Consider the following 26,564-nt stretch of genomic DNA (forward strand, 5'->3'; position numbering starts at 1 on the left):
TCCAGATGAGGGACCCGGCGATGCTAGGCGATGCCGCCGGTCCACCCCAAGCCCGAAGGTCACGGGCCGCGGAAAGCGTGAGCCGGTTGGCGGTAATCAAATGCCAAGCCGGTCAAGGGCTTGTGCTGGGCGTAGGGGTGCCGGACAGTAGGGCCATGTCGCGATCCCCCCAGCGCCGACGCCCCTTTTGCCTGGCCGCCCTTGGCGGCAGCCTGCTGCTGTGTGGCCCGGCGTTGGCACAGGTGAGCACGCCGGCGTATCCGGCCACGGCGATGCTGGCCTGGTTCTCGTTGGGCATGGGCGTGGCCTTGGCCACCACCATGGCCGTGTGCTGGCGCGTGCTGCGCGAGCGCGTGGCGCCGCGTTCGGCCTGGATCCCGTTTGCGCTGTCGGCTCTGGCCGCGGCGCTGATCGGTGCCTGGCTGGTGCCGCGCCTGCCGCTGGTGTCGCTGGCGCTGGGCCTGGCCGCCAGCGCCTGGGGCCTTTGGCTTGTGGACCGGCTGGCGCGGCGCATGCACGCCCTGCTCGAGGAACGCGACCACGCCCGCGCCGCCGCCAAGCAGGCCAAGCGCGATTCCGAACGTGACGCCCTCACCGGCGCGCTCAACCGCGGTGCCTGGCGCGCGCGCCTGGACCAGATCGTGGCCGATGCCACCGAGGCGCAGCCGTCGCGCCCGGTGTCGGTGCTGTTCTTCGACATCGACCTGTTCAAGCTGATCAACGACAGCCTGGGCCACGGCGTCGGCGACGACTGCCTGCGCGCCGTGGCGAGCACCGTGGCCGCCGAACTGCGCGGTGGCGACGTGCTGGGCCGCATGGGCGGCGAGGAATTCGCGGTGGCCCTGCCGGGCGCCAAGCGCGTGCACGCCATTGCCGTGGCCGAGCGCATCCGCATGGCCGTGCAGGACCACTGCCGGCAGATCGGCGAGGAAGTGGTGGAGCTGACCGTCAGCATCGGCGCCGCCGAATACCTCGGCGAGGCCGAGGCGCTGGACGCGCTGGTGGACCGCGCCGACCGCGCCATGTACATGGCCAAGGACTCCGGACGTAACATGGTGGTGGCCGACGCTGCCGTTCCGGCGAGCGCGTAACCCCCCGCGGAGAGTCCCCAATGCATCTTTTCGAGCTGGCCATGCCCTGGTGGGAGTTCATCCTGCGCGCCGTTGCCGTGTACCTGGCGCTGCTGGTGATGGTGCGCCTGTCGGGCAGGCGGTCGGTGGGGCAGTTCACGCCCTTCGACATGATCCTGCTGATCCTGCTGGGCACCGCGGTGCAGAACTCGCTGATCGGCGAGGACGTGTCGCTGCTGGGCGGATTGCTGCTGGCCGCCACCCTGATCCTGCTCAACCACGCCGTGGGCTGGATCACCGCGCGCAGCCGGTGGATGCACCGCATGGTCGAAGGCAAGGTGGTGCAGATCATTGAGGACGGCCAGCTCGACAAGGCCCGCCTGCTGGGCGAGGGCGTGAGCGAACTGGACCTGGACGAGGCCCTGCGCCGGGCCGGCATGGAAGACCTGTCGGAGGTGCGCCGCGGCTGGATCGAAACCGACGGCCACATCACCCTGATCCGCAGGCGCGACTAGTCCCGGCCCGGTTTCCGGGCGCGCCGGCGGGGGCTGGACGGCGGCCCGCCGGCTGGAGGTAGACTGGACCCGAGGGCGCGCGTCTCCCGGGGAATCCATGCGCAGTTCGATCCAGATCGGCGAAACCATCGGTCCGTTCGTCATCGTCGCCAAGCTGGGGCGGGGCGGCATGTCCACGGTCTACAACGCCTACGAGACCGGCCTGGACCGCGAGGTGGCGCTGAAGGTGCTGCCGATCGACCTGCTCGAGGAGCCCGGCTTCACCGAGCGCTTCGAACGCGAGGCGCGCCTGATCGCCAAGCTCGAACACCCGCACATCGTGCCGCTGTACAGCTATGGCATCGACGACGGCGTGCCGTGGATGGCGCTGCGGCTGGTGCGCGGCGGCCACCTGGGCGAACGCATGGAGCGCGAGCCGCTGGGCCGCGACGTCGGCCTGGCCTATTTCACGATGATCGCCGACGCGCTCGACCACGCGCACAGCCTGGGCGTGGTGCACCGCGACCTGAAGCCGCAGAACGTGCTGCTGGGCGAGCGTGGCGAACTTTACCTGGCCGACTTCGGCATCTCGCGCCTGCTGCAGGGCCGCACCACCATCACCAGCACCGGCGCGGTGCTGGGCACGCCGCAGTACATGTCGCCCGAGCAGGCACAGGGCGACCAGATCGGGCCGGGCACCGACGTCTACTCGGTCGGCATCATGGTTTACCAGTGGCTCACCGGCTCGCTGCCGTTCGACGCCGATACCCCGTACGCGGTGATGTACAAGCACGTGAATGCGCCGCTGGCGCTGGACCGGCTGTCGGCGCTGCCCGAACGCGCGGTGCAGGTGATCGCGCGCGCGCTGTCCAAGAAGCCCGAAGAGCGCTGGGCCACCGCCGGCCAGTTCATCGAGAAGCTGGTGGTCGCGCTCGACGGCGAAGCCGCCGAGGGCGGACGCGCGGCGCCGCGGTTCGCATCGCCCGTGGCCGCGGCCATTTCCGCGCGACGGCTGGAAAAGGTTCCGTCGCCGCCGACCAGCCTCCAGGGGCCGGCCAGGCTGGATGGCTCCGAGCCCGCGCCCGCGGAAGGCGCCGCCAAGACCCCGGTGCCGCCCACGTCCATCCGCCTGCGGGCGCTGGCGGCCAATGCCGCCTACAATGCCGCCAAGGCCGCCAGCGCGGCCAATCCGCCCGCCCCGGCCGCACCGGGTGACGACGCTCCGCCGCCGCCGCGTGCCGCCACGCCGGCCAAAGGCTCGACGCCGCCGCCGCGTGCGCGCACGCCCATGGTCGCCATCGAAGACCCTGGCGTCGATCCGGCTGCGGCCACCCAGGTCGGGCCCTCGCTGCAGTTCCGGCCGCGCTCGGCACCGCCGGCGCCGGCGAATCGACGGCCGATGATGTTCGCCGCCGGTGCCGCGGTGCTGGTCGTGCTGGCCCTGGCCTGGTTCCTGCTGGGACGGTCGCCCGAGGGCGCGCAGGACGCGGGCACCGCGGCCGCGGTCGATCCGGTGGCCGCGCCGGTCGCGCCCGCGACGCCGCCGCCGCTGCCGGTGGGCGATGCCCGCCTGCTGATCGAATCCGACGCCGACTGCAGCCTCGCCCTGGACGGCATCGATCGCGGCGTGCTCAAGCCGATGGCCACCCAGCGGCTGGAGCTCGCGCCGGGCACCTACGCCGTCAGCTGCACCAGCCTGGCGCGTCCCGACGTGAAGCTCGAGCAGGCGGTCACGGTCACGCTGGACGAACCTTCCGTGGTGCTGTTCGAGGTCAAGGCCAAGATCGACATGCTCGACCAGCTGCGCACCGCCGAGCAGGAGCGCCTGGCCGAAGAGGCGCGCCGCAAGGCCGAGTCCGTGCGCATGGAGGAAGAGCGCGAAGCGGCCGATGCGCAGGCGCGCGCCGACGAAGCCCGCAAGCGCGAGGCCGATCGCCTTGCCGCCGAGACCCGCAAGCTGGAAGAGGCCCGCGCCGCCGCGCTGGCCCGCCGAGAGCAGGAAATCCGCAAGCTCGAGGAAGCGCGCGCCGCCGCCGCCGCGCGTGCAGCGCCGGCCCGACCGGTCGCCACCGCGCCTGCCGCCACGCCCGCCGATCCGCGCGCGGCCGAACAGGCGCGCATCGCCGAGACCCGCCGCCGCGAGGCCCTGGAAGCGGCCCGCCAGCAGCGCGAGGCCCGGCTGGCCGAACGCAAGGCCGCCGCCGACGTCGAGGCCGCGCGCCTGGCCGCCGAGCAGGCCAATGCGCAGGCCGCGGCCCAGGCCCTGGCCGCGCAGGCGGCCGCAGCACCGCCGCGCCGGCTCACGCCGATCGCGGTCAGCACGCCGCAGCCCAACTACCCGGTCGGGGCGCTGCGCGGCGGCATCACCGGCACGGTGGAAGTGCAGATCACCATTGCCCGCGACGGCAGCGTCAGCAACGTACGCATCCTCAGCGCCCGGCCGCGCGGCACCTTCGAGCGTTCGGTGCAGTCCACCGTGCGCAACTGGCGCTTCGAGCCGCTGGACGAAACCGTCACCATCACCCGCACCATCAACTTCCGCTGAGTCCAGCGCGGGCTCAGCGCGCGGGGTAGGCGCGCGGCAGGGCGCCGGTCGGCGCCAGGTAACGATCGCGCAGTTCGGTCTGGCGCGATCGCATGCTGGCGGGTTTGCCGGCCTGCCACACCTGTTCGGCCACCACGGTCACTTCCAGCGGGTCCGCGCCGCTCCACAGCACCAGGTCGGCGACCTGGCCCACGGCGATGCGGCCACGCTGCGCCGACAGCCCGAAGATTTCCGCCGGCACGGAGGTGATGCCCGCCAGCGCCGCGTCCCAGGGCAGGCCGTTGGCCACGGCATTGCCGGCCAGCTGGCGCAGCTTGCGCGCGTTGTGCGTGGAGTCGCCGGACTGCGAGAACGCGACGCGCACGCCGGCGCGATGCAGGCGTGCGGCGTTTTCCAGGGTCGAGCCCAGCGAGTCGAAGTTCGACGGCAGGTTGGCCAGCGCGTCCACCAGCACCGGCACGTCGGCCGCTTTCAGCTGCGGCGCCACGCGCCAGGCCTCGGCGCCGCCCGCAATCACCGGCTTGAGGCCGTGCTTCTTCGCAAACGCCAGCACCTGCAGGATGTCGGCGGCACGATCCACGTGGAAGACCACGCGGCCACCGGCGAGATAGCGCGCCATCACGCCGCGGCCCGACTTGGTCAACAGGCCTTCGGAGGCGCCGGTGCGGGCTTCGGCCACGGCCTGTTCCAGCAGCATCCACTGGCCGGCACGGCTGCCGCCGGAAAAGGGCGACGCACCGCCGCCCAGGTTCACGAACAGGCTGCGGCTGCCGGGCACCGCGGCCTCGTAGCGGCCGTCGAGCAGCACCGCGCTGCCCTGGCCCGCGACGAAGCTGCCGCCGGGCTGGCTGCCGGGCGACAGCACGGTCCAGGTGACGCCTTCGACGCGGTTCACGCCGATCGCGACCGAGGCCGGGTTGAAGGCCAGGTCCACGTCGAACTCGGGCCGCCACGCCGACTCCGGCGCGGGCACGCTGGTGCCCAGGCTCAGGTTGGCGTCCACGGTGGCCACTTCGCCCGACACTTCCTTGATGCCCAGGCCGGTCAGGCCGCCGAACAGGCCGGGCGTGAGCGAGCGGCCCTTGGCGTCCACCTCGGCCACGCCCGCGGGCGCGGCCAGGTCCACGCCGATCGCGCGGACCACGCCGCCCTGCACCAGCACGTCGTGGTCCTTGAGCACGCCGGGCGCGGCGCCCGGATGCACGGTGGCGTTGCGGATCAGCAGGTCCTGCGCGGACGCGGGCAGGGCGACCGCGAGGGCCAGGGCCAGCAGCAGGCGGCTCATGGCGCCACCTCCTGGCCGAGCATGAAGTCGGTGACCGGCTGCCTCGCGCGGTCCTTGCGGTCGTACACCAGGGCGCCGTCCAGGTACACGCGTTCGGCCTGGGCATAGACGCTGAAGGGGTTGCCGTTCCACACCACCACGTCGGCGCGCTTGCCCTTGTCCAGGCTGCCGGTGCTGTCGGCGATGCCGATCGCGCGGGCCGCGTTGGACGTGAGCCAGCGGATCGCGCGCTCGGGCGGCAGCGACAGGCCGACGCGCTCGCCGCGCGCCATCACCTTGGCCGCTTCCTGGTTCAGGCGCTGGATGCCTTCGGAGGAATCCGAGTGCACGATTGCGCAGCCGTTCTCGGGACGATCCACCAGGGCGATGTTTTCCTGGATGCCGTCGTAGGCCTCCATCTTGAAGCCCCACCAGTCGGCCCACAGCGCGCCGCAGACGTTTTCCTCGGCGAGGCGGTCGGCCAGCTTGTAGGCCTCGACTCCGTGGTGGAAGGCGGCGATCTTGAAGCCGAATTCCTTGGCCAGGTCCAGCATCAGCGCCATCTCGTCGGCGCGGTAGCAGTGGATCTGCACCGTGATCTCGCCGCGCAGCACGTCGGCCAGGGTGTCCATGCGCAGGTCGCGCGCCGGCGGCTCGGCGGCGGGTTCGCCCTTCTTCGCGCGGCCGCCCGAGGATGATTGCGACGCGTCGTATGCGTCCCATTTGCGGCGGTAGGCCTGCGCCTCGGCGAACGCGGCGCGGTAGCCGGCCAGGTTGCCCATGCGGGTCATCGGCGACTGGCCGCGGCCGCCGTACACGCGCTTGGGGTTTTCACCGCAGGCCATCTTCACGCTGTGCGGGGCGCCGGGGTACTTCATTTCCTGCATCGTGGTGGCGGCGACGTTGCGCAGCACCACGCCGCGGCCGCCGATCAGGTTGGCCGAGCCGGGCAGCACCATCATCGTGGTGACGCCGCCGGCCAGGGCCGCGCCGAAGCCCGGGTCCTGCGGCCACACGCCGTGTTCGGCCCAGACCTGGGCGGTCACGGGCGAGGTGATCTCGTTGCCGTCGCTGTGCGCGGTGGCGCCCGGGCTGGGGTACACGCCCAGGTGCGAATGCACGTCGATGATGCCGGGCGTGACCCACTTGCCCTGGCCGTCCACCACGCTGGCATCACCGGCCTGCAGGCCCGCGCCCACGGCCACGATGCGGCCCTCGCGCATCAGCACGTCGGCGCCGTCCAGGCGCTGTCCGTTGCCGTCGAGCACGGTGGCATTGCGGATCAGCACCGGGCCCGAGGCCGGCGCACGGTAGGTGCTGGCATAGGCCGGGTCGGCGGCCGGCGCCAGCGCCGGCAAGGCAAACAGGATGGCGGCCACCAGCGTGGCCTTGAGGCGTGCGGTCATCGGTCTCTCCCCTGGGACCGGGCCACCCTAGCGCCCCGGGCGTGCGCCGGACAAGCCCATCCGGTCACGGTTCAAGGCCTGCGTGGCAGAATGGCGGGGCAAGGCGTAGAAAAACAACAACAAGGAAAACAAGACCATGAAAGACAAACAGGCCATCGTCAGCAATTGGCTTCCGCGTTACACCGGCGTGCCCCTGGGCGAGTTTGGCGAGCACATCCTGCTGACCAATTTCGGCGGCTACCTCAACACGTTCTCGCGGCTCACGGGCGCGCCCATCGTCGGCCTGGACCGGCCGATGCCCAGCGCCACCGCCGACGGCATCACCATGATCAACTTCGGCATGGGCAGCGCCAATGCCGCCACCGTGATGGACCTGCTGTCGGCCATCCTGCCCAAGGCGGTGCTGTTCCTGGGCAAGTGCGGCGGGCTCAAGCGCAAGAACCAGCTGGGCGACCTGATCCTGCCGATCGCCGCCATCCGCGGCGAGGGCACCAGCAACGACTACCTGCTGCCCGAGGTGCCGGCGCTGCCGGCGTTTGCGCTGCAGCGCGCGGTGTCCACCATGATCCGCGACCTCGAGCACGACTACTGGACCGGCACGGTGTTCACCACCAACCGCCGCGTCTGGGAGCACGACGAGGCCTTCAAGGAATACCTGCGCAAGCTGCGCTGCATGGCCATCGACATGGAGACGGCCACGGTGTTCTCGGCCGGCTTCGCCAACTCGATTCCTTCCGGCGCGCTGCTGCTGGTGTCCGACCAGCCGATGGTGCCCGAAGGCGTGAAGACCGAGGCGTCCGACCGCGTCGTCACCGAGCATTTCGTCGAGCGTCACATCCAGATCGGCATCGAGGCGCTGCGCCTGATCCGTCGCCACGGCAAGTCAGTCAAGCACCTTCGCTTCGATGAATAAGCGGCATGGCGCACATGCGTGTTGCCATGCCCGTCTTGCGTAACGCAGCGAGCTTGCGGCCTTCGTTTTGCAAGGAACGTTAAGACCAGAATTGATGATGCTGAACGTGCCGCGCGCCGGTGCAGCGCAAAGCGCGCTGCGCCGCGCTTTCGCAGGATGCACGGTGCCCCTGCGCGATTAACTTCAGTTCGCCGCCGAGCATTGGCACGCGCCTTGCAACTGTTCCTGGGCAGCCGGAAAAAAGCTGCGATCTTTTCCCCCCGCCTAGGAGAACCATCGTGAGCAACAACAACGACACCAAGAACACCCAGACCCAGAAGCCGACCGATCCGCAGAAGCAGCAGGGCCAGTCGCAGACCGACAAGCCGCTGCAGCCGGGCCAGACCAAGCCGGAGCCGGGCCAGCAGGGCCAGTCGCAGACCGACAAGACCCGCCAGCCGGGCCAGTCCGATGTCGAGAAGACCCCGGAGCCGGGCAAGACCGGTTCGCAGCAGCACGGCAACAAGTAAGCGGTAGCCGCGAGGCCCCCGACTCGCGGATTTGCCTGCGTGATGCGGCCCTGCCGGATCCTGCGGCGCAAAATCAAACGCCCCGGCTTGCCGGGGCGTTTTTTTATGGCGACGGCGCTTTCGTGAGGTCGGCGCCCGGGGCTTACCAGTTGAAGACGAAGCCCACCACGTCCGGCGTTTCCTTGCCCTCGTCGAAGCGCACCGTGCACTCCACGATCTGTTTCACTTCCGAGGTCAGGCCGGGCTCGATGACGATCGGCGCGGTCAGGAATTTTTCGCCGTTGGGCGCATCCTTCATGCTGGCGGCCAGCGCGGGCTGGTCGAGCGTGTAGAGCTTGCCGTTGAGTCGGGATTCGGCGGCCAGCTTGCAGGCTTCGGCCGCGGCCTCGTTGGCATTGCCGCTCCCGCCCGCACCGCCGCCGCCACAGGCCGTCAGCGCCACGGTCACGCAGACCACGAACAAGGTACGCATCCCACCCCTCCTGAGTCATGGCCGTGCCCGTGCGGGTGGGGGACTCCGGCCGGGCGAGCCTAAAGTGTGACCAAATTAGCGTATTAACTCTAGCCCCGCCAATAGCGCTTACGTGAAGAGCGGGGCTGTCGTTCAGTAACGGGGCACGCGGGGGTCGATTTCGAGCGACCAGGCGTCGATGCCGCCCTCGACGTTGTAGAGGTCGTGGAAGCCCAGGCCGCGGAAGTGCTCGGCCGCCTGGCGGCTGGAGATGCCGTGGTGGCAGAGGAAGGCCAGGGGCAGGTCCTTGGGCAGGGCGCCCAGGCGCTCGGCGCTGTCCTCGTCCAGCACCTCGTGGGCGTGGGGGAAGGGGGCCAGGGCCCGGGCGTGGGCGGGGCGCACGTCCACCACGTCAATGATGCCGGCGATGATGCGGTCGTGAAGTTCCTGCACGCCCAGCGGCTTCACCGGCGGCGGCGCGTTCGGGTTGTGGATGGCCAGGCCGGCGCCGCGCGGGTCCTGGGCCCAGTCGATCCGGATGCCGTTGGCGCGCGGGGCGCTGGCCAGGTCGAAGTGCAGGCGGATGCCGGCGGACTCGGCGACGATCTCGTGGCCATTGGCGGGCTTGAGCTCGAAGCGGGCGTTGAAGCGCGGGTCCACGTTGAGGTGCAGCACGGCGCCGGGTTCGGCGCCGTCCATCGCGCGGCCGATGGCCTCGGCGGCCTCCGGGCTGATCTCGATGCGGGGCGGGGTGCGGTCCGGGGCGGGCAGGCCCAGGGCTTCGTGCAGTTCGCCGCTGTTGAGCATCTGCTCGATGATGTCGCTGCCGCCCAGCAGCTCGCCGCCGACATAAAGCTGCGGGATGGTCGGCCACTGGCCGTAGACCTTGATGCCCTCGCGGATTTCCGGGTCGGCCAGCACGTCCACATGCCCGAAGCCCGGTACCAGCCCGCCCAGGATGCCCACCGCCTTGGCGGAGAAGCCGCACTGCGGCGCCTGCGGGCTGCCCTTCATGAACAACACGACGCGGTGCGCGCCCAGGATCGATTCAATGCGGCTGCGGACTTCAGGCGAAAGGGACATGGCGTACTCCGTGGGTTCCCCCATTTTACGCCACCCCCTCACCGAAAAAGAAAACATACCAGGTATGTTTTCCGTCACCCCCGCCGGTGCTGTCTCATCGGGAAAGAAAACATACCTGGTATGTTTTCTCGAGGGTGAGGTGGGTCCAGGTGGTGTATTGGGGGGCGGAGGGGTGCAGGCCGTCTTCGGCGATGCCGGCGGTGGGGGCGCGGCTGGCGGGGGTGATGTCGACGAAGGGGACGCCGTGGGCTTCGCAGATTGAGGCGGCGGCGGCGTTGTAGGCGTCGAGTTCGGCGGCGATGCGGGCGGGGTCGCGGCCGCTGGCCTGGCCGAAGGGGGTGACGCCCCAGTCGGGGATGGACAGCACCAGCACGTGGTCGGCGCGGCCGCCGGCCAGGGTGATCGCCCGCTGCAGCAGGGCCGTGAACTCGCCGCGGTAGTCGGCCACGTCGCGGCCGCGGTACTGGTTGTTGACCCCGATCAGCAGCGACACGACATCCCAGCGGCCCAGCGGCTCGGCCGCATCCATCGCGGCCGCAAGTTCGTCGGTGGTCCAGCCGGTGGTGGCGATAATGCGCGGCTCGTCGATTGCCACGCCGCGCTCGCGCAACGCCGCCACCAGCTGCACCGGCCAGCGGCCCGCTTCCGGCACCGATTCGCCGATGGTGTAGGAATCGCCCAGCGCCAGGTACTTCAGCGGCGCCCCGGCACCTGCGGCCCGCGCCATCGGCCGCCGCCCCTCAGGCCACGTGCCGCGAACGCGCGCGCGCCGCGTGCCGCCCCAGCGCCCGCTCGATGCGCGCGAACACCTCGCGGATCAGCGCCGCATCCGGCAGCAGCGTGATGCGGAAATGCAGCGAGTCGGGCACGTTGAAGCCACTGCCCGGCACCACCAGCACGTCCTCGTCCTCCAGCAGCTCCAGCGCGAAGGCCTGGTCGTCGAAGCCCACGGCCGCATCGCCGATCACGCGCGGGAAGGCGTACAGCGCACCGGCCGGCGCCACCAGGTCCAGGTGCTCGCTGGCCGCACAGCATTCGATCACCGCGCGCCGCGATTCGTGCAGCCGCCCGCCCGCGCCGGTGAGGTCGCGGATGGTCTCCGGCCCCGTCAGCGCCGCCGGCACCGCGAACTGCGCCGGCACGTTGGCACACAGCCGCAGCGCACTGAGCAGGTCCATCGCATGGTGGTAGTCGCCCACCCGCACCGGATCGCCCGACAGCACCGCCCAGCCCACGCGCCAGCCGCAGGCGCGCCACACCTTCGACAGCCCGCCGAAGCTCAGGCACGGCACCTCGCCGGCCAGCGGCGCCAGCGGCGTGAAGCTGGCCTCGTCGTACAGGATGCCGTCGTAGATCTCGTCGGCCATCAGCAGCAGCCTGTGCCGCGCCGCAATCTCCACCAGCTGCTGCAGCAGCTCGCGCGGATAGTTCGCGCCGGTGGGATTGTTCGGATTGATCACCACCAGCACCCGCGTGCGCGGCGTGATCAGCTTCTCGATCTCGGCCGCGTCGGGCAGGAAGCCATTCTCGGGTCGGCACGGGTAATACACCGGCCGGCCCTGGTTGAGGATGGTGGCCGCGCTCCACAGCGGGTAGTCGGGCGAGGGCAGCAGCACTTCCTCGCCCGGATTGAGCAGCGCGCGCAGCGAAATGTCGATCAGCTCGCTGACGCCATTGCCGATGAACACCCGCTCGGCGGTGGCATTGGGCGTGCCGCGCGCGCGATGGAAGGCGGCCACGGCCTCGCGCGCCAGCGGCAGGCCCTGCTGGTGCGTGTAGGGATCGGACTCGTGCACGTTGCCGGCGATGGCCGACTGCAGGTGCTCGGGCGCGCGGAAACCGAAGGCGCCGGGATTGCCGATGTTGAGCCGGATCAGCTGCCGCCCCTGGCCTTCCAGCTCACGGGCGCGGCGGGACAGTTCACCGCGGATGTCGTAACGGACCTCGCGCAGGCTTTCGCGGGTCGGCAGGGGCGTGTGGGGCATTGCAGGGAGACTCGGACCAGGATGCTGGCCCGAGATTAACGGAATCTTGACGTGCTTTCAGCCGGAATCCGCTCGCGTCAGCGCGATTTGGCCCGCAGCGCCAGCACGGCGGCCAGGGTGAAGCCCAGCTCCCAGACCAGGGCCCCGGCGAAGAACCCGGTGAATTCGCCGCTGGTCGCGATCCCCAGCAGCCGGGCGGCCGCGATGCCACCGTTGGACAGCGCCACCAGCCACAGCCCCGCCCGGAACCATTCCCGCCGCCAGGCGCAGGCCAGCAGGAAGGCCCCGAAGCCCAGCTCCAGCCCGCCGTAGAAGGCCCGCAGTTCGACCAGGCCGGCCGGCGTGCCGCTGATGCCGACGGCCCCAAGAACCACGGCCGGGTCGATCACGATCGCCACGCCGAAGCCCAGGAAACCCAGGCCCGCCAGCACCAAAACCCATTTGCCGAACGTGTTCATGGCCCCAGCCTGTGCCCGCCGCAGTGAGCGCAGCGTGCAGGCAGGGGTATCATCGGCGGCAATGCAGCCCACTCCTGAAGCCCTCGACCGACTGCGCGCCATCGGCTGGCCCGACGACGACGCCAGCCGCGAGGCCCTCGCCGCGGCCGACGGCGCCACCCTGGCCCGCGTCGTCGGCCAGCACCGCAGCGCCTACGACGTGGCCACCCAGGCCGACGAAATCCTGAAGGTGCAGCCGCCGCTGCCCTGGACCCGGCCGCGCTTCCCGCCCGAGCAGCGCGCCGCCGTCGGCGACTGGGTGGCGCTGGACGAAAGCGGCAAGAACATCCTGGCCCTGCTGCCCCGGCGCTCCATCCTCAAGCGCGGCGCCGCCGGCGAACACCACCGCCAGCAGCTGATCGCCGCCAACGTGGACCACGTGCTGGTGGTCGTGGGCCTGGACCAGGACTACAACCCGCGCCGCATCGAACGCTACCTGGTGCTGATCCGCGCCAGCGGCGCCGAGCCGGTGCTGGTGCTGACCAAGGCCGACGAGTGCGAGATCGTGCAGGACTGCATTGACCTGCTGTACGACGTCGAGCAGTCGGGCGTGCCGATCCACGCCGTCAACGCAAAGGACCGCCAGAGCTGCGAAGTGCTGCATCCCTACCTCGCCGCCGGCCACACGGTGGTGCTGGTGGGCAGCTCCGGCGCCGGCAAGTCCACGCTGACCAACACGCTGCTGGGCCGCGAGAAGATGAAGACCAACACCGTGCGCGGCAACGACTCGCGCGGACGGCACACCACCACCTCGCGCGTGCTGACGCCGCTGCCGCAGGGCGGCTGCCTGATCGACACCCCCGGCATGCGCGAGGTGAAGTTCAGCGGCGACGAGGACATTGTCGACGCCTTCGAGGACATCCAGGCCCTGGCCGCGCACTGCCGCTTCCGCGACTGCGTGCACGGCAACGAGCCGGGCTGCGCGGTGCGCGCCGCGATCGAGGACGACACCCTGGACGAGGCCCGCTACCGCCACTACATCAAGCTGCGCGACGAAGTGGACGCCGCCGCGGTGACGCAGGCCCAGCGCCGCGCCGAGGAGGCGCTGGCGCAGAAGGCCGCGCACAAGCGCAACAAGGACAAGCTCGGACGCCGCTGATGCCCGACCTCAGCCCCGCCATGCAGCACCACGCCGCGCTCGACGCGCGCCTGGTGTCGGCGGTGCGCGGCCTGCGCCTGCTGCAGTCGGTAAGCTGGCCGCAGGACGTGCAGCAGCGTTTCTTCAGCCAGTGGCATGCGCGCCGGATCGCCCTGCCCGTGGTGGCCTACCCGCGCGAGGACCATTCCACGGTGCGCGCCGAGCTCGAAGCGATCTACGCCGCCGCCGACAACGAACACCCGATCGGCGTTTACCTGCGCCGCACCGCCGAAAGCTGGATCATCGCCACCCGGCTGCTGGAAGCGCTGGGCACGCCGGAAGTCACCGAGCATTCGATCCGCCTGTTCGGCCGCCCCGGCGACGCGCTGCCGGGCGAGGGCCCGAGCAACCTGGAGGCGGCGCGCCACTTCATCGACCTGGCCGACGAGCTGGACCAGGAACTGGGCGCCAGCGAGGCCGACTACGTGCTGTCGGCGCAGACCGTGCAGGAAGAGCTGCAGTTGGCGCTGGACAAGTTCTTCACCCGGCACAAGGTCAGCGTTGAACTCGACCCCGACCTGATCGCCAAGGCCGCCGCCGGCCCGACCCGCATCCGCCTGCGCAGCGCCACCGGCTTCTCCGAGTACGACCGCCACCAGCTGCTGGAGCACGAGGCCTTCGTGCATTCGCTCAGCGCACTCAACGGCCGCGAGCAGCCGCACTTCAAGTCCTTCGCGCGCACCTCGCCGCGGGTCACCGGCACGCAGGAAGGCCTGGCCACCTTCGCCGAACTCATCACCGGCGCGATCGACATCGAGCGCATGAAGCGCATCAGCCTGCGCATCGTCGCCATCGACCACGCGCTGCGCGGCGCCGATTTCATCGAGATCTTCCGATTCTTCCTGGATGCCGGCCAGACCGAGGCCGACAGCTTCGCGTCCACCCAGCGCGTGTTCCGCGGCGTGCCGGTCACCGGCGGCGCGGCCTTCACCAAGGACACCGTGTACCTGCACGGGCTGCTGAGCGTGCACACCTTCTTCCGCTGGTGCCTGCGCCATCGCCGCCTGCGGCTGACGCGGCTGCTGTTCGCCGGCAAGATGAGCCTGCAGGACGTGTTCGCGCTGGAGCCGCTGTTCGACGAAGGCGTGCTGGCCGAGCCGCTCTACCTGCCGCCATGGATCCAGCGCGCAAACGGACTGGCCGGCATGCTGGCGTTTTCGCTGTTCGCCAACCGCATCCGGCTGGATCGGGTGGATGCGGACGACCTCGTGCTGGGGCTTTGACCGGAGGCCGCGTGATGCGACGACTCGTGGTGCTGTGCCTGGCGCTGCAGGAAGGGTATTTCCTGCTGGTGGATGATGCGGAGATTTCCGTAACGGGCGGTTAGGGCTGCGCGGATTGCAGGCTGCCGTCGTCGCTTACGATGAAGTGCGCCTTCTCTCGGTCCACCCACTGCAGGCGACCGGCCACCGGAATGCCATGCCACGACGGAACCTCATGCGTGAGCCGACCGTAGATCCAGCGATCGGACTCCGGTACGTACAGCTTCAGCGGTTCCCGGGACATGGGCAGCAGGTCCGCCAGCGAACCGTGGAAGTTCATCTGCCGCTCGCCGATGTGGGCCATTTCCTTGCTGATGTTCTGGCCGTGCCACAGCGACACGGCCATCACCACCAGAACCAGCGCGCGCGACGGTCGTCGCATGCGGTCTGCGGCCAGCGCGACACATCCCACTACCCAAGCAGACGCGCCGTAGGCGTACTGGTTCGACATCATCTCCAGCGGCAGCACCGGGGCAAGTGCGAGCGGTGCACCTGCAAGCAGCAGCAGCCCCAGGCGTGGCGATACCCGAAGCACGAACCAGGCCAGCCCCAGCCACAGCAGCGAAGATACGACCAGTTGCGCGATTCCGATCGGCAGGAAGCCCTGGATTTCGAACGACGAGGGGCGCAGCGGGAACAGCACGTAGGCCATGAGGTTGCGGGGCACGAATCCGATGGAGGTCGCGTAGGCCGCCTCGCTCGGGTTCAGCAGCACGTCCAGGCGCAACGCGAGGTAGCCGATGGCCGCCAAGGCGCTGCCGCCGGTCGCCCAGGCCACGGTAGTGCTGCGACCGGCTGCGAACCAGGTCAGGGCCAACAAGGCGGGCATCACCACGGCGGCTTCCTTGGCCATCAGTGCCAGTGAGGTCAGGGCGAAACCGATCAGGGCTACGCCGATGCCGTGGCTTCCGCGCCGATGGAGGCTCAGCACCAGGTGCGCGAGGCAAAGGGCGAGCCCCACCCAGATCAGATCCGCCAACGTTCCAACCCAGCCGTGCACGTACACGGCATACGGGTTCAAGGCGAAGGCCCAGCCTGCAACGATCGTCATGAACGTCGTCAGCCCGAGTCGCAGCAGCAGCCCTGCCAGGGCCGTGGCCATCGCGCTGCCGATCAACACCCACAGCGTGTGGAACAGCCGGGGTGAGTCGAAAAGCAGGTGCGAGATGGGAAGCCAGAGGTTGAACGTCAGGGGCCGCCACTGGAACGTGTCCACATCCAGCCAGCCTACCCAGGGAAGCTCCGAAAACCCGGCCGCCTGAGACAGGACGCCCCACTGCAGCTCGTCATGGCTGAAGTACCCGGGGTTGAGGGCCAACCTCAACTGAACCATGGCGGCGAAAACCATCACGCAAGCCAGGACAAGCCACGGCGGCATGGGCGTGCTGCGTTGGGTTGGCTCGGACATGGCGGTTCCTTGGCGGTCCGGCATTCTGGCGGGCTGTGGCGCCAATGACCACAGGGTCCATACCGGGGCGTCGGCAGCCGCCAGTCTGGCCCGCTACAATCAAGGCCCCCGTCACGCGCCGCACCGGCGCTGTGCCCCATGGCCGCGCTGCCGGCGCCGCCTCGAGACCGCAGACCCCATGTCCGAACAAGAAGATTTCAAGCAGGCCGCCCTCGACTACCACCGCCAGGCGCCGGCCGGAAAGATCCGCGTCACCGCCACCAAGGCCATGGTGACGCAGCGCGACCTGGCGCTGGCCTACTCGCCGGGCGTCGCTGCCGCGTGCGAAGCCATCGTCGCCGATCCCAGCCAGGTCAGCTCGCTCACCGCGCGCGGCAACCTGGTGGGCGTGATCACCAACGGCACCGCGGTGCTGGGCCTGGGCAACATCGGGCCGCTGGCGGGCAAGCCGGTGATGGAGGGCAAGGGCGTGCTGTTCCAGAAGTTCGCCGGCATCGACGTGTTCGACATCGAGATCAACGAGAACGATCCCGACAAGCTGGTGGACATCATCGCCTCGCTCGAGCCCACGTTCGGCGGCATCAATCTCGAGGACATCAAGGCGCCCGAATGCTTCGTGGTGGAGAAGAAGCTGCGCGAGCGGCTGAAGATTCCCGTCTTCCACGACGACCAGCACGGCACCGCCATCATCGTCGGCGCGGCGCTGGTGAATGCGCTGCATGTGGTGGGCAAGGACATCGCGCAGGTGAGGCTGGCGGTCAGCGGCGCCGGCGCGGCCGGCATCGCCTGCCTGGACATGCTGGTGGCGCTGGGCGTGCGGCCGGAGAACATCCTGGTCAGCGACAAGGACGGTGTGCTGCACCTGGGCCGGCCCGACCTGATGGAAGGCGGCTGGAACCACGGCATCGTGCGCTACGCGCGCGACAGCGCGGCGCGCAGCCTGGCCGAGATCGTGCATGGCGCGGACGTGTTCATCGGTGTGTCGGCCGGCGGCGTCCTGAAGCCCGAGATGCTGGCGACGATGGCGGCGCGGCCGATCATCTTCGCGCTGGCCAATCCCACGCCCGAGATCGATCCGGCACTGGCCAAGGCCGCGCGGCCCGATGCCATCATCGCCACCGGCCGCAGCGATTATCCGAACCAGGTCAACAACGCGCTGTGCTTCCCCTACATCTTCCGCGGCGCGCTGGACGTGGGCGCCACGATGATCAACGAGGACATGAAGCTGGCCTGCGTGCACGCCATCGCCGAGCTGGCGCGGCGCGAGGCCACCGACCTTGGCGCGGCGTATGCGGGCGAGACGCCGCGCTTCGGCGAGGACTACCTGATCCCGCGGCCGTTCGACCCGCGCCTGCTGGTGTCGCTGGCGCCGGCGGTGGCCAAGGCGGCCATGGATTCGGGCGTGGCGACGCGGCCGATGGCCGACATCGCGGCCTATCGCGACCGGCTCAACAGCTGGGTGTTCCGCACGGGCCTGCTGATGAAGCCGGTGTTCGACCGCGCGCGTGCCGACCGCAAGCGCGTGGTGTACGCCGAGGGCGAGGAAGAGACCGTGCTGCGCGCCGTGCAGACGGTGGTGGACGAGGGCCTGGCGCGGCCGATCCTGGTCGGGCGGCCGGCGGTGATCGAGCGCCGCATCGCGCGCCTGAACCTGCGCCTGCGCATCGGCGTGGACGTGGACGTGACCAACATCAACGACGACCCGCGCTTCAACGACTACTGGCAGCTCTACCACGAGATCATGCAGCGCAAGGGCATCACGCCGGCGGCGGCGAAGGCGCTGGTGCGCTCGCGCGACGTGGTGATCGCGGCGCTGATGGTGCGGCGGGGCGAGGCGGACGCGATGCTGTGCGGGCTGGTGGGCAGGTTCGTGCGCAACCTGCGCTACGTGCGCGAGATCCTGGGGCTGGAGAGCGAGTGCAAGCGGGTGTCGGCGCTGAGCGCGGTGCTCAACGACAGCGGCGTGCTGTTCTTCACCGATACCCACGTGAACGTGGAGCCGACGGCGGCGGAAGTGGCCGAGTCGGTGGTGCAGGCGGCGTTCCGGCTCAAGCTGTTCGGCATCGTGCCGAAGGCGGCCCTGGTGAGTCATTCCAACTTCGGTTCAAGTGAGTCGCTGAGCTCGCGCAAGATGCGCGATGCGCTGCAGCTGCTGCGCGAGCGGGCGCCGAAGCTGGAGGTCGAGGGCGAGATGCACGCCGATATCGCGCTGAACGAGGTGGCGCGCCGGCACATCTTCCCCAATTCAACGCTTAGCGGCCGCGCCAACCTGCTGGTGTTCGCCAACCTCGACGCGGCCAACGCCGGCTACAACCTGGTGCGCACGGTGTCCGACGGCGTCGGCATCGGCCCGATCCTGATGGGCCTGGCCAGCGCGGCCCACGTGCTGACCCCCTCGGCCACCGTCCGCCGCGTCGTCAACATGACCGCCATCGCCGCCGTAGACGCCCAAATCCGCGCCGCCCGCACCTGACCCATGAAAACATACCAGGCATGAAAACATACCAGGTATGTTTTCTTTCTCCCTGAGACAGTCTCAGCGACGAAGAAAACATACCAGGTATGTTTTCCGTGGGGGGGGGGGCGGAGATGAAGCTCAAGTCTGGGGTGACGATCAACGGGAAGGCGTTCAAGCCCGGCGACCGGGCGCCGATGGTCTTCATCTATCCGTTTTTCCTGGTGCACATGGCCATGTTCGGGCTGTCGGGCTTCCTGATGGCCTACAGCGGCGAGGTGCCGCTGCTCTTCCTTTACCTGCATGGCGGGATCGCGATCTTCGTTTACCTGATCTTCTACCTGGCCATCTTCGGCCGGGACGAGGTGAAGTGGATGCTGATCAATGCAGGCCTGGGCTTGCTCGGCATCTGGATGGAGATCGACACCATCCTGGGCTGGTTCGGCAAGTCGCTGGACGAGTTCTCGCCGTGGGTGAATGTCACCCCGTTCCTGTACTACATCCTCTACACCTTCCTGCTGCGCCAGCTGCTGCTGGACCTGACCGGCTCACGTGACAAGCCGGCCCGCAAGCGCATGGTCGAGGCCATCTATGTAGTCGGCTCGCTGGTGGTGTACGGCGGACTCTACCTGCTTCGCTAACCGGCAGAAACTCGTGGCGCTTCGTCTCAGATACGACATCCGGTACGGAAAAGACTTTTATCGCGCTGGCACCGAGTTGTCGCCGCTGATTGTCTACCCGACGATTTTCCTGCAGATATGCCTGTTCGGCGCCTTCAGCTTCGGGTTCGCCTACGCGGGGAAGTGGCCGAACATGGGTGGGCTGGTGATCATAGGCGGCTTCGGGATCATCTTCTTCGCCCTGTTTTACGCCGCTCTGTTCAGCCTGGCCGAAATCGGCTGGATGTTCTTGAACGGCGCTATTGGCGTACTGGGCATCCTCTCGCAGATCGACGTGCTCCTGTCGTGGTTCGGGAAATCTGCGAGTGACTACGGTTTCGACGCACATCTATTCCCGGTGATCTACTGGATCATGGCCTCGTTCATGCTGTGGCAGCTGGTGCTGGACATCACCCGTTCCCGCGAGGATCCCGTGCGCCGGTGGTGGGAAAATCTCGCCTTCAGCCTGTCATCGCTCGCCACGTACGGCGCCCTCTGGCTGGCAAAACCATGACGATCTGACTGCGTGGTCGTCTCTCTGGTGGTCTACGCCACCCTCCACCTGCTCAGATGACGAAAACATACCAGGTATGTTTTCATCCTGGCTGAGACAGTCTCAGAGACAAAGAAAACATACCTGGTATGTTTTCAGTCGTCGTCGTCGCCGCGGAGGACTTTTTTCTGCATGGCGTCGAGGTAGGCGTCGGCTTCGGCTACCGACGAGAAGATCTCGTCCAGCGGGACGGCCTTCACCACGTCGAACACCTTCTGGATCTGCGGCTGCGGGTTCACCACCACCACCTTGCCGCCGCGCGCGTGCAGCGCCTTGCGCGCCTTGAAGATCGAGCGCACGCCCGCCGAGCTGATGTATTCCAGCCCCGCCAGGTCCAGCACCAGCGACCGGATCGGCGACTCCAGCACCGGCCCCAGCCGCGCATCCAGGTCGCCGTAGGTGTGCGTGTCCAGCCGCCCCGCCAGCGACACCCGCTGGTTGTCGTTGGCGACCGGGAATATCTCGATGCTCAGGCTCATGCAGTGGGCTCCGGATAGGGGATGTGCAGCACGACGCGCAGCACGTTGTAATCCTTGTCGCGACTGTACGCCACCTGCTCGGCCAGTTCCCGCACCAGGTGCACGCCCAGCCCGCCGATCGGCCGGTCCACGATGTCCGCGTCCAGATCGGGCGAGGGCTGGCTCAGCGGATCGAACGGCATGCCGGTATCGCGGAATTCCATCGCCAGCTCGCTGCCCTGCACCGTGGCCACGAACTCCAGCGCCGGCCCCGGCCCGTCCAGCGCACTGCCGTGGCTGAGGATGTTGCAGGCCACTTCCTCGATCACCAGGTGCATGTCGTGCATCACCGTGGCCGGCAGCCCGTGCCCCGCCAGCCCCGCGTCCACTTCGGCCAGCAGGGCGCGCACCGGGTCCGCCGGCAGCGGCTGGTCCAGCCGCGCCTTCACCGTATAGCTCCGGTCGGCGACCGAATCGCGCTTGTAGCGCAGCGCGAACACCGTGATGTCGTCCGACTGCGGCGCATCGCCGGCAAAGCTGTTCGTCGCATCCACCACCCGCTGGCACTGCGCCCGCGCGTCGAGCGAAGGATCCAGTGCATCGAGCAGCCGCTGCGTACCGAACGCCTCGTTGCCACGATCAAATGCCTCGGTAATGCCATCGGTATAGGTGAACAACGTGTCCCCCGGCAGCAGCCGGCCACGCCACACCGGATAGGTGTCGGCCACCGACACGCCCAGCGGCGCCTCCGACGGCACCGGCAGGAATTCGCGCGCGCCATTGGCCCGCAGCAGCACCGGCGGCTCGTGCCCCGCGCTGGCCAGCGACAGCGCCCCCGTGCGCAGCTCGATCACCCCGCACAGCACCGTGGCGAACATGCAGGTCTCGTTGTTCTCCACCAGGTGCTTGGCCGCCTCGTGCAGCGCCCGCCCCGGCGAACCGCCCAGCTGCGCCGCCACCTCCAGCACCGTCATCGTGCGCGTCATGAACAGCGCCGCCGGCACGCCCTTGTCCGACACATCGCCGATCACGAACCACACCGAATCCCCGTCCCGCTCGAACAGGTTGTAGAAGTCGCCGCCCACCGCCTTCGCCGCCACCAGCATGCCGTGGAATTCCACATGCACATCGCCCGCATCGAACTCGTGCGGCTGCGGCAGCATCGCCAGCTGGATTTCGCGGGCGATGTTGAGCTCGCTCTCCAGCCGCTGCCGCGCCGCGCCCATGTCGGCGATCTCGTCCATCTGCTGGCGGATGGACGAGCGCGCGCCGTCGAAGGCGCGCGCCATGACGCCCACCTCGTCCTCGCGCTGCTGGTGCCCGAAGGCCTGGTCGAACTCGCCCAGCCCGAACTGCCGCGCCGATTCGGTCAGGTCCTCGATCGGCTTGGCGATCAGCCCCGACGTGCGCCGCACCAGCGCCATGCTCAGCAGCACGCCGCACAGCCCTACCAGCACCACCCACAGCGTGATCCGGTTCAGCTCGGCCAGCACGTAGTCGTTCGACGCCGACAGCGCGAAGGCCCAGCCGGTATTGCCGATCGGAAAGCCCAGGCTGTAGCGGTCCTGTCCCTCGCGCACGCCGTCGCTGCCGGCCATGGCCACGTGCTCGATCGCGATCGGCTGGCCCTCGCGCAGCGCCTGCAGCATCGGCGCCAGGTCGGTGCGGCCGCCGGCCACCACCTGGTCCAGGGTCATCGAACGCATCGCCGGATCCGGGTGCAGCACCAGCCGCCGCTCGGGCGATATCAGCGTGGGCCGCAGCTCGCGGTGGTCCGGCACCTCGCCCAGCAGCGCATTCAGGCGCGCCAGCGGCACGTCCACGCTGACCATGCCGATGGCCGCGCCCGGCAGCCCGCCTTCGCCCGGCCGCCGCAGGGGCAGGTTGTAGGTGATGTAGGTGGTGCCGCCGGTCGCGGCGCTGGCGTAGGGCTCGGACCACCAGGGCCCGGCCGCGGTGGTGGTGCGGATGTACCAGTCCATCACCCGGTAGTCGTAGCCCAGGTCGGGCACTGTGGACTCGGTGTAGCCGCTGACCGAACGCCGCACGTACCAGCTGAAGCCGGGATCGTCCGGCGACAGCCGGCCCGGCTCGATGATCAGCATGGCGCCAAAGATGTCGGGGTCGGAGCCTACCGTGGCCATCAGCAGCGTGCGCAGGTCCAGCGGGTCGCGGCCGATGCCGGCGGCGCTGGCGGCCAGGTTCTGGCCGCTCACCTGTACCGAGCCCAGGGTGGCGGCCAGGCCGCGGGTGGTCTGCTCGGCCAGGCTGCGCACTTCGCCGCGGGCGTTGTCCACCAGCAGGCTGCGCATGGCGGCGTAGAAGATCACCGCCACCACCACCATCAGCAGCGCGCTGCTGATGGACGACAGCAGCACCAGCCGCGTGCGCAGGCTGCGCCGCCACCCCACGCGTCGGCGCGCCGTACCGCCAGAACCCGTACTGGTGCGAATTGAACCCATCTGTCCTCGGGACATCCTCGCCGTAAATCCGGGGTCAGAGTGCATTTATCTTCTGGTGGCCGCAGGCCTCTGCCCCGGTCCCGGAAGATAAATGCACTCTGACCCCGGATTAGCCACCCTGCGCTAAACTCGGGGTTCAAACAATACGCACAGGCCGTGCCAGGCGCCGGCCACAGGGAAGGGACATGAACTGGCTGACCGACGTACTGGAAAACGACCTCGACCCCACCGAAACCCGCGAGTGGATGGAATCGCTCAAGGCGGTGCTGGACACCGACGGCCCCGAGCGCGCCCATCACCTGCTCGAGCGCATGGTCGAACTCACGCGCCGCGCCGGTGGCCAGCTGCCGTTCAATCCCACCACCCAGTACATCAACACCATCCCCGCGCACCTGGAAGCCAAGAGCGACGGCGACGCCACCCTGGAATGGCGCATCCGCAGCATCATCCGCTGGAACGCGATGGCGATGGTGGTGAAGGCCAACCGCAAGCCCGGCGACCTCGGCGGCCACATCGCCTCCTTCGCCTCCAGCGCCACCCTGTACGACGTCGGCTTCAACCACTTCTGGCGCGCGCCCAGCGAAAACCACCCCGGCGACATCCTCTACATCCAGGGCCACAGCAGCCCCGGCATCTACGCCCGCAGCTTCCTGGAAGGCCGCATCAGCGAAGACCAGCTCAACCACTTCCGCATGGAAGTGGACGGCAAGGGCATCAGCAGCTACCCGCACCCCTGGCTGATGCCCGACTACTGGCAGACCCCCACGGTCAGCATGGGCCTGGGCCCGATCAGCGCCATCTACCAGGCGCGCTTCCTGAAGTATTTGGAACACCGCGGCCTGGTCGAACCCAGCGACCGCAAGGTCTGGTGCTTCCTGGGCGACGGCGAAACCGACGAGCCCGAGAGCCTGGGCGCGATCGGCGTGGCCGGCCGCGAAGGCCTGGACAACCTGGTCTTCGTCATCAACTGCAACCTGCAGCGCCTGGACGGCCCGGTGCGCGGCAACGGCAAGATCATCCAGGAGCTGGAAGGCAGCTTCCGCGGCGCCGGCTGGAACGTGCTGAAGCTGGTGTGGGGCAGCTACTGGGACCCGCTGCTGGCGCGCGATACCGACGGCAGCCTGAAGAAGCTGATGATGGAAACCGTGGACGGCGAGTACCAGAACTGCAAGGCCTTCGGCGGCGCCTACACGCGCGAGAACTTCTTCGGCAAGTACGCCCAGACCAAGCAGATGGTCAGCAACCTCAGCGACCAGGACATCAGCCGCCTCAACCGCGGCGGCCACGACCCGCACAAGGTGTACGCGGCCTACCACAGCGCCAGCAACCACACCGGCCAGCCCACCGTCATCCTGGCCAAGACCGTCAAGGGCTACGGCATGGGCAGCTGGGGCGAAAGCCTCAACCCCACCCACCAGACCAAGAAGCTGGACGACAGCGCGGTGAAGGCCTTCCGCGACCGCTTCCAGATTCCGCTCACCGACGACAAGCTGGCCGACGTGCCCTTCTTCCACCCCGGCGAGAAGAGCCCCGAAGTGGAATACCTCAAGTCGCGCCGCGAGAAGCTGGGCGGCTACCTGCCCCAGCGCCGCCGCAAGACCAGCAAGCAGCTCACCGCGCCCAAGCTGGAAGTGTTCGACCGGTTGCTGAAGAGCACCGGCGAACGCGAGAACAGCACCACCATGAGCTTCGTTCAGGCCCTGAACATCGTGCTGCGCGACAAGCAGGTGGGCCCGCTGTGCGTGCCCATCGTGGCCGACGAAGCGCGCACCTTCGGCATGGAAGGCCTGTTCCGCCAGATCGGCATCTACGCCCGCGACGGCCAGAAGTACAAGCCGGTGGACGCCGACCAGCTGATGTACTACCGCGAAGACAAGACCGGCCAGGTGCTGGAAGAGGGCATCACCGAAGCCGGCGCCTTCAGCAGCTGGATGGCCGCGGCCACCAGCTACTCGTCGTCCGACCAGCCGATGCTGCCGTTCTACATCTACTACAGCATGTTCGGATTCCAGCGCATCGGCGACAGCGCCTGGCAGGCGGCCGACATGCGCGCGCGGGGCTTCCTGCTGGGCGCCACCGCCGGCCGCACGACCTTGAACGGCGAAGGCCTGCAGCACGAGGACGGCCACAGCCACCTGCTGGCGGGCGCGATCCCGAACTGCAAGGCGTATGACCCGACCTTCGGCTTCGAAGTGGCGGTGATCCTGCAGCACGGCATGCAGCGGATGCTGGAGGACCAGGTGGATGAGTACTACTACCTGACGCTGATGAACGAGAACTACCCGCACCCGGATATGCCGGAAGGGGCGGCCGAGGGCATTCTCAAGGGCATGTATCTGCTGAAGGATGCCGGGAAGCCAAAGAAGGGCGAGCTGCGGGTGCAGCTGTTGGGCAGCGGCACGATCCTGCGCGAGGCGATTGCCGCGGCGGAGTTGCTGGACAAGGACTTCGGAGTTTCAGCGGATATCTGGAGCTGCCCGAGCTTTACCGAGCTGCGGCGCGACGGGTTCGAGGTGGAACGCTACAACCGATTCCATCCGGAGGGTGAGCAGAAGAAGGCCTACGTCACTTCCTGCCTGGAGGGCCGCCAAGGCCCTGCGATCGCCGCGACGGACTATGTGCGGGCGTTCGCGGATCAGATTCGGGCGTTTGTGCCGATGAAGTACACGGTGTTGGGTACGGATGGATTCGGGCGTTCAGACACACGCGCCAACCTGCGTCGTTTCTTCGAGGTCGACCGGTACTACATCGCGCATGCCGCGATTGCGGCGCTGGCAGCAGACGGCAAGATGAATGCCAAGGATGTGGCGAGGGCGATAAAGAGCTACAAGATTGACACGGATAAACTGAATCCCGTTGCGTTCTAGTGACTGTACCTTACGTAATGCTTTCGAGGGCCAGTACAGACAGGCTTGGCATAAGACTCCTTCGCGAAGTTGTGGAGGAGCAGGACATTATTGACCTAAACGAATACCGTCATACCTTCTTCTGTTCGTATGAAAAAATTGTATCGTCGCTCCGCCTTGCTGGATTTCAAGTAGCCGGCAGGCCTGCCAAGTCAACCAAATCAATCGTCGCAAAATTGAAGCGGGAAAGCATCCGGCTTTCACAAATGCAAGATATGGCGGGCTGTAGAATTGTGGTTGATGATGAGGTTTCTCAAGAATCAGCAATTAATTTCATTATCAGCTCGTTTGGCGAAGCCCGCGTTGTAGATCGAAGAGAGCGCGCAAGCAACGGATATAGAGCTGTCCATGCGGTTGTACAACTTGCCTCCAGGCACGTGGAAATCCAGGTGCGTACGGAGCTTCAGCATCTTTGGGCGGAATACTCCGAGAAGCTTGCGGACATGTTGGGCCCCGAGATCAAGTATGGACACGGAAATCCTGAAGCAATCGAGCTTCTCAGCCAGCTGTCACAGTTTGTTCGGAACTACGATCACATGCAGTCGCGCCTTTCCAAACTCGAGAATGACGCTAGGGAAAATACTTGTACTCGCATGAAGCTCGAGCCGTTCTTGACGAAGAAGCAGCGCCGAGAGCTGAATTTCGTTGACAAGAAAGCGCTTGCCGCAAACAAGATGGCAAAATCATCACTGGCAGATCTCCGGCATAAGATTGTTTCTTTCTTTCAGGGCGACCAGAACGCTAATCTTGCAGAGAAGAAGAAATGATTTTTCTTCTGGAATACAATCAGGCTCTAGGCAAGCTAGAGAAGATCGAAACGTTCGATGATGCCAATCGGGAGCAAGCGAATTGCCGGCGCACACTCCTAGAGCTGGAGTTGCTAAGGGCCGGTATTAACAACGAGATCGTTATCCTGGACGCGCAAGTCCTCGCGGATTTGCAACGATCCCACGGCCGCTACTTCAGGGCAATTGAGAATCTTCCTGACGGGTGGCTCGAATCAATTGGTTTCGCGAAAGCGTAGCGACCATCAATCCCCATGCAAG

The 26,564-nt window shown here is 68.1% G+C and carries 23 protein-coding genes; 13 read left to right on the forward strand and 10 right to left on the reverse strand.

Going from position 1 to position 26,564, the window contains the following annotated elements; genetic code table 11:
- Window positions 1-155: 155 nt before the first annotated feature.
- The 3 genes from ACOQFR_RS03530 (at window position 156) to ACOQFR_RS03540 (ending at window position 4,109) form a co-directional block, all read left to right on the forward strand.
- Complete coding sequence (locus ACOQFR_RS03530; protein ID WP_421378611.1) at window positions 156-1,091, forward strand: GGDEF domain-containing protein; 936 nt, start codon at window positions 156-158, stop codon at window positions 1,089-1,091.
- Between the two features lie 20 nt (window positions 1,092-1,111).
- Window positions 1,112-1,585, forward strand: coding sequence for a DUF421 domain-containing protein (locus ACOQFR_RS03535; RefSeq protein WP_421378614.1), 474 nt, complete (start codon window positions 1,112-1,114; stop codon window positions 1,583-1,585).
- Window positions 1,586-1,682: 97 nt separating this feature from the next.
- Window positions 1,683-4,109: a TonB family protein gene (locus ACOQFR_RS03540; RefSeq protein WP_421378617.1), complete on the forward strand. Its 2,427-nt coding sequence runs from the start codon at window positions 1,683-1,685 to the stop codon at window positions 4,107-4,109.
- Between the two features lie 13 nt (window positions 4,110-4,122).
- Here ACOQFR_RS03540 and ACOQFR_RS03545 read toward each other — a convergent pair whose 3' ends face one another.
- Window positions 4,123-5,394, reverse strand: coding sequence for an amidohydrolase family protein (locus ACOQFR_RS03545; RefSeq protein ID WP_421378620.1), 1,272 nt, complete (start codon window positions 5,392-5,394; stop codon window positions 4,123-4,125).
- On the reverse strand, window positions 5,391-6,779 hold the full coding sequence (locus ACOQFR_RS03550) for an amidohydrolase (protein WP_421378623.1): 1,389 nt from the start codon (window positions 6,777-6,779) through the stop codon (window positions 5,391-5,393). Before ACOQFR_RS03550 ends, ACOQFR_RS03545 begins: the two co-directional genes overlap by 4 nt.
- 136 nt (window positions 6,780-6,915) lie before the next feature.
- On the opposite strand from ACOQFR_RS03550, the gene ACOQFR_RS03555 reads away from it, so the two are divergent.
- Both ACOQFR_RS03555 and ACOQFR_RS03560 read left to right on the forward strand, forming a co-directional pair.
- Window positions 6,916-7,692, forward strand: a complete 777-nt coding sequence (locus ACOQFR_RS03555) for an AMP nucleosidase (RefSeq protein WP_421378626.1) — start codon at window positions 6,916-6,918, stop codon at window positions 7,690-7,692.
- A 278-nt stretch (window positions 7,693-7,970) separates the two neighbouring features.
- Window positions 7,971-8,201 (forward strand): hypothetical protein, encoded by a 231-nt coding sequence (locus ACOQFR_RS03560; RefSeq protein WP_421378629.1) that lies wholly within the window; start codon window positions 7,971-7,973, stop codon window positions 8,199-8,201.
- Window positions 8,202-8,343: 142 nt separating this feature from the next.
- Here ACOQFR_RS03560 and ACOQFR_RS03565 read toward each other — a convergent pair whose 3' ends face one another.
- From ACOQFR_RS03565 to ACOQFR_RS03585, 5 genes are all read right to left on the reverse strand, one after another.
- The gene (locus tag ACOQFR_RS03565; RefSeq protein WP_421378632.1) at window positions 8,344-8,673 is read right to left on the reverse strand and encodes a hypothetical protein; all 330 of its coding nucleotides are present in this window, start codon (window positions 8,671-8,673) and stop codon (window positions 8,344-8,346) included.
- Window positions 8,674-8,805: 132 nt separating this feature from the next.
- Window positions 8,806-9,735: a Grx4 family monothiol glutaredoxin gene (grxD, locus tag ACOQFR_RS03570; protein ID WP_421378635.1), complete on the reverse strand. Its 930-nt coding sequence runs from the start codon at window positions 9,733-9,735 to the stop codon at window positions 8,806-8,808.
- Window positions 9,736-9,829: 94 nt separating this feature from the next.
- A complete protein-coding gene (locus ACOQFR_RS03575) occupies window positions 9,830-10,462 on the reverse strand; it encodes an SGNH/GDSL hydrolase family protein (protein ID WP_421378637.1) in 633 nt (210 codons plus the stop codon).
- A gap of 13 nt (window positions 10,463-10,475) precedes the next feature.
- Complete coding sequence (locus tag ACOQFR_RS03580; RefSeq protein WP_421378639.1) at window positions 10,476-11,720, reverse strand: aminotransferase class I/II-fold pyridoxal phosphate-dependent enzyme; 1,245 nt, start codon at window positions 11,718-11,720, stop codon at window positions 10,476-10,478.
- A 77-nt stretch (window positions 11,721-11,797) separates the two neighbouring features.
- The gene (locus ACOQFR_RS03585; RefSeq protein WP_421378641.1) at window positions 11,798-12,178 is read right to left on the reverse strand and encodes a DUF4345 family protein; all 381 of its coding nucleotides are present in this window, start codon (window positions 12,176-12,178) and stop codon (window positions 11,798-11,800) included.
- A 61-nt stretch (window positions 12,179-12,239) separates the two neighbouring features.
- Here ACOQFR_RS03585 and rsgA point away from each other — a divergent pair, with 61 nt between their 5' ends.
- On the forward strand, window positions 12,240-13,316 hold the full coding sequence (gene rsgA, locus ACOQFR_RS03590; RefSeq protein WP_421378643.1) for a ribosome small subunit-dependent GTPase A: 1,077 nt from the start codon (window positions 12,240-12,242) through the stop codon (window positions 13,314-13,316).
- Entirely contained in the window at window positions 13,316-14,578 is a 1,263-nt protein-coding gene (locus ACOQFR_RS03595; protein ID WP_421378645.1) for a flavohemoglobin expression-modulating QEGLA motif protein, read from the forward strand. The genes rsgA and ACOQFR_RS03595 overlap by 1 nt, the downstream gene beginning before the upstream one ends.
- A gap of 100 nt (window positions 14,579-14,678) precedes the next feature.
- On the opposite strand, the gene ACOQFR_RS03600 is transcribed toward ACOQFR_RS03595, so the two are convergent.
- A complete protein-coding gene (locus tag ACOQFR_RS03600) occupies window positions 14,679-16,025 on the reverse strand; it encodes a hypothetical protein (protein WP_421378647.1) in 1,347 nt (448 codons plus the stop codon).
- Window positions 16,026-16,203: 178 nt separating this feature from the next.
- Here ACOQFR_RS03600 and ACOQFR_RS03605 point away from each other — a divergent pair, with 178 nt between their 5' ends.
- The 3 genes from ACOQFR_RS03605 to ACOQFR_RS03615 all read left to right on the forward strand — a co-directional run bounded on the left by ACOQFR_RS03605 (window position 16,204) and on the right by ACOQFR_RS03615 (window position 19,653).
- Window positions 16,204-18,498, forward strand: a complete 2,295-nt coding sequence (locus tag ACOQFR_RS03605) for an NADP-dependent malic enzyme (RefSeq protein ID WP_421378649.1) — start codon at window positions 16,204-16,206, stop codon at window positions 18,496-18,498.
- Between the two features lie 116 nt (window positions 18,499-18,614).
- Window positions 18,615-19,121: a hypothetical protein gene (locus tag ACOQFR_RS03610; protein ID WP_421378651.1), complete on the forward strand. Its 507-nt coding sequence runs from the start codon at window positions 18,615-18,617 to the stop codon at window positions 19,119-19,121.
- Window positions 19,122-19,134: 13 nt separating this feature from the next.
- Window positions 19,135-19,653: a hypothetical protein gene (locus ACOQFR_RS03615; protein ID WP_421378653.1), complete on the forward strand. Its 519-nt coding sequence runs from the start codon at window positions 19,135-19,137 to the stop codon at window positions 19,651-19,653.
- 134 nt (window positions 19,654-19,787) lie between these two features.
- Here ACOQFR_RS03615 and ACOQFR_RS03620 read toward each other — a convergent pair whose 3' ends face one another.
- A complete protein-coding gene (locus ACOQFR_RS03620) occupies window positions 19,788-20,171 on the reverse strand; it encodes an STAS domain-containing protein (RefSeq protein WP_421378655.1) in 384 nt (127 codons plus the stop codon).
- On the reverse strand, window positions 20,168-22,561 hold the full coding sequence (locus ACOQFR_RS03625; RefSeq protein WP_421378657.1) for a SpoIIE family protein phosphatase: 2,394 nt from the start codon (window positions 22,559-22,561) through the stop codon (window positions 20,168-20,170). Before ACOQFR_RS03625 ends, ACOQFR_RS03620 begins: the two co-directional genes overlap by 4 nt.
- A gap of 236 nt (window positions 22,562-22,797) precedes the next feature.
- Here ACOQFR_RS03625 and aceE point away from each other — a divergent pair, with 236 nt between their 5' ends.
- Genes aceE through ACOQFR_RS03640 form a run of 3 tightly spaced genes read left to right on the forward strand, consistent with a single transcriptional unit; the run spans window position 22,798 to window position 26,542 of the window.
- Window positions 22,798-25,479, forward strand: a complete 2,682-nt coding sequence (aceE, locus tag ACOQFR_RS03630) for a pyruvate dehydrogenase (acetyl-transferring), homodimeric type (RefSeq protein ID WP_421378659.1) — start codon at window positions 22,798-22,800, stop codon at window positions 25,477-25,479.
- A 17-nt stretch (window positions 25,480-25,496) separates the two neighbouring features.
- Window positions 25,497-26,285, forward strand: coding sequence for a hypothetical protein (locus tag ACOQFR_RS03635; RefSeq protein ID WP_421378661.1), 789 nt, complete (start codon window positions 25,497-25,499; stop codon window positions 26,283-26,285).
- Window positions 26,282-26,542, forward strand: a complete 261-nt coding sequence (locus ACOQFR_RS03640; protein WP_421378663.1) for a hypothetical protein — start codon at window positions 26,282-26,284, stop codon at window positions 26,540-26,542. The genes ACOQFR_RS03635 and ACOQFR_RS03640 overlap by 4 nt, the downstream gene beginning before the upstream one ends.
- Window positions 26,543-26,564: the final 22 nt, after the last annotated feature.

The organism is Arenimonas sp. MALMAid1274, from assembly GCF_049195245.1.
GTDB lineage: Bacteria > Pseudomonadota > Gammaproteobacteria > Xanthomonadales > Xanthomonadaceae > Arenimonas.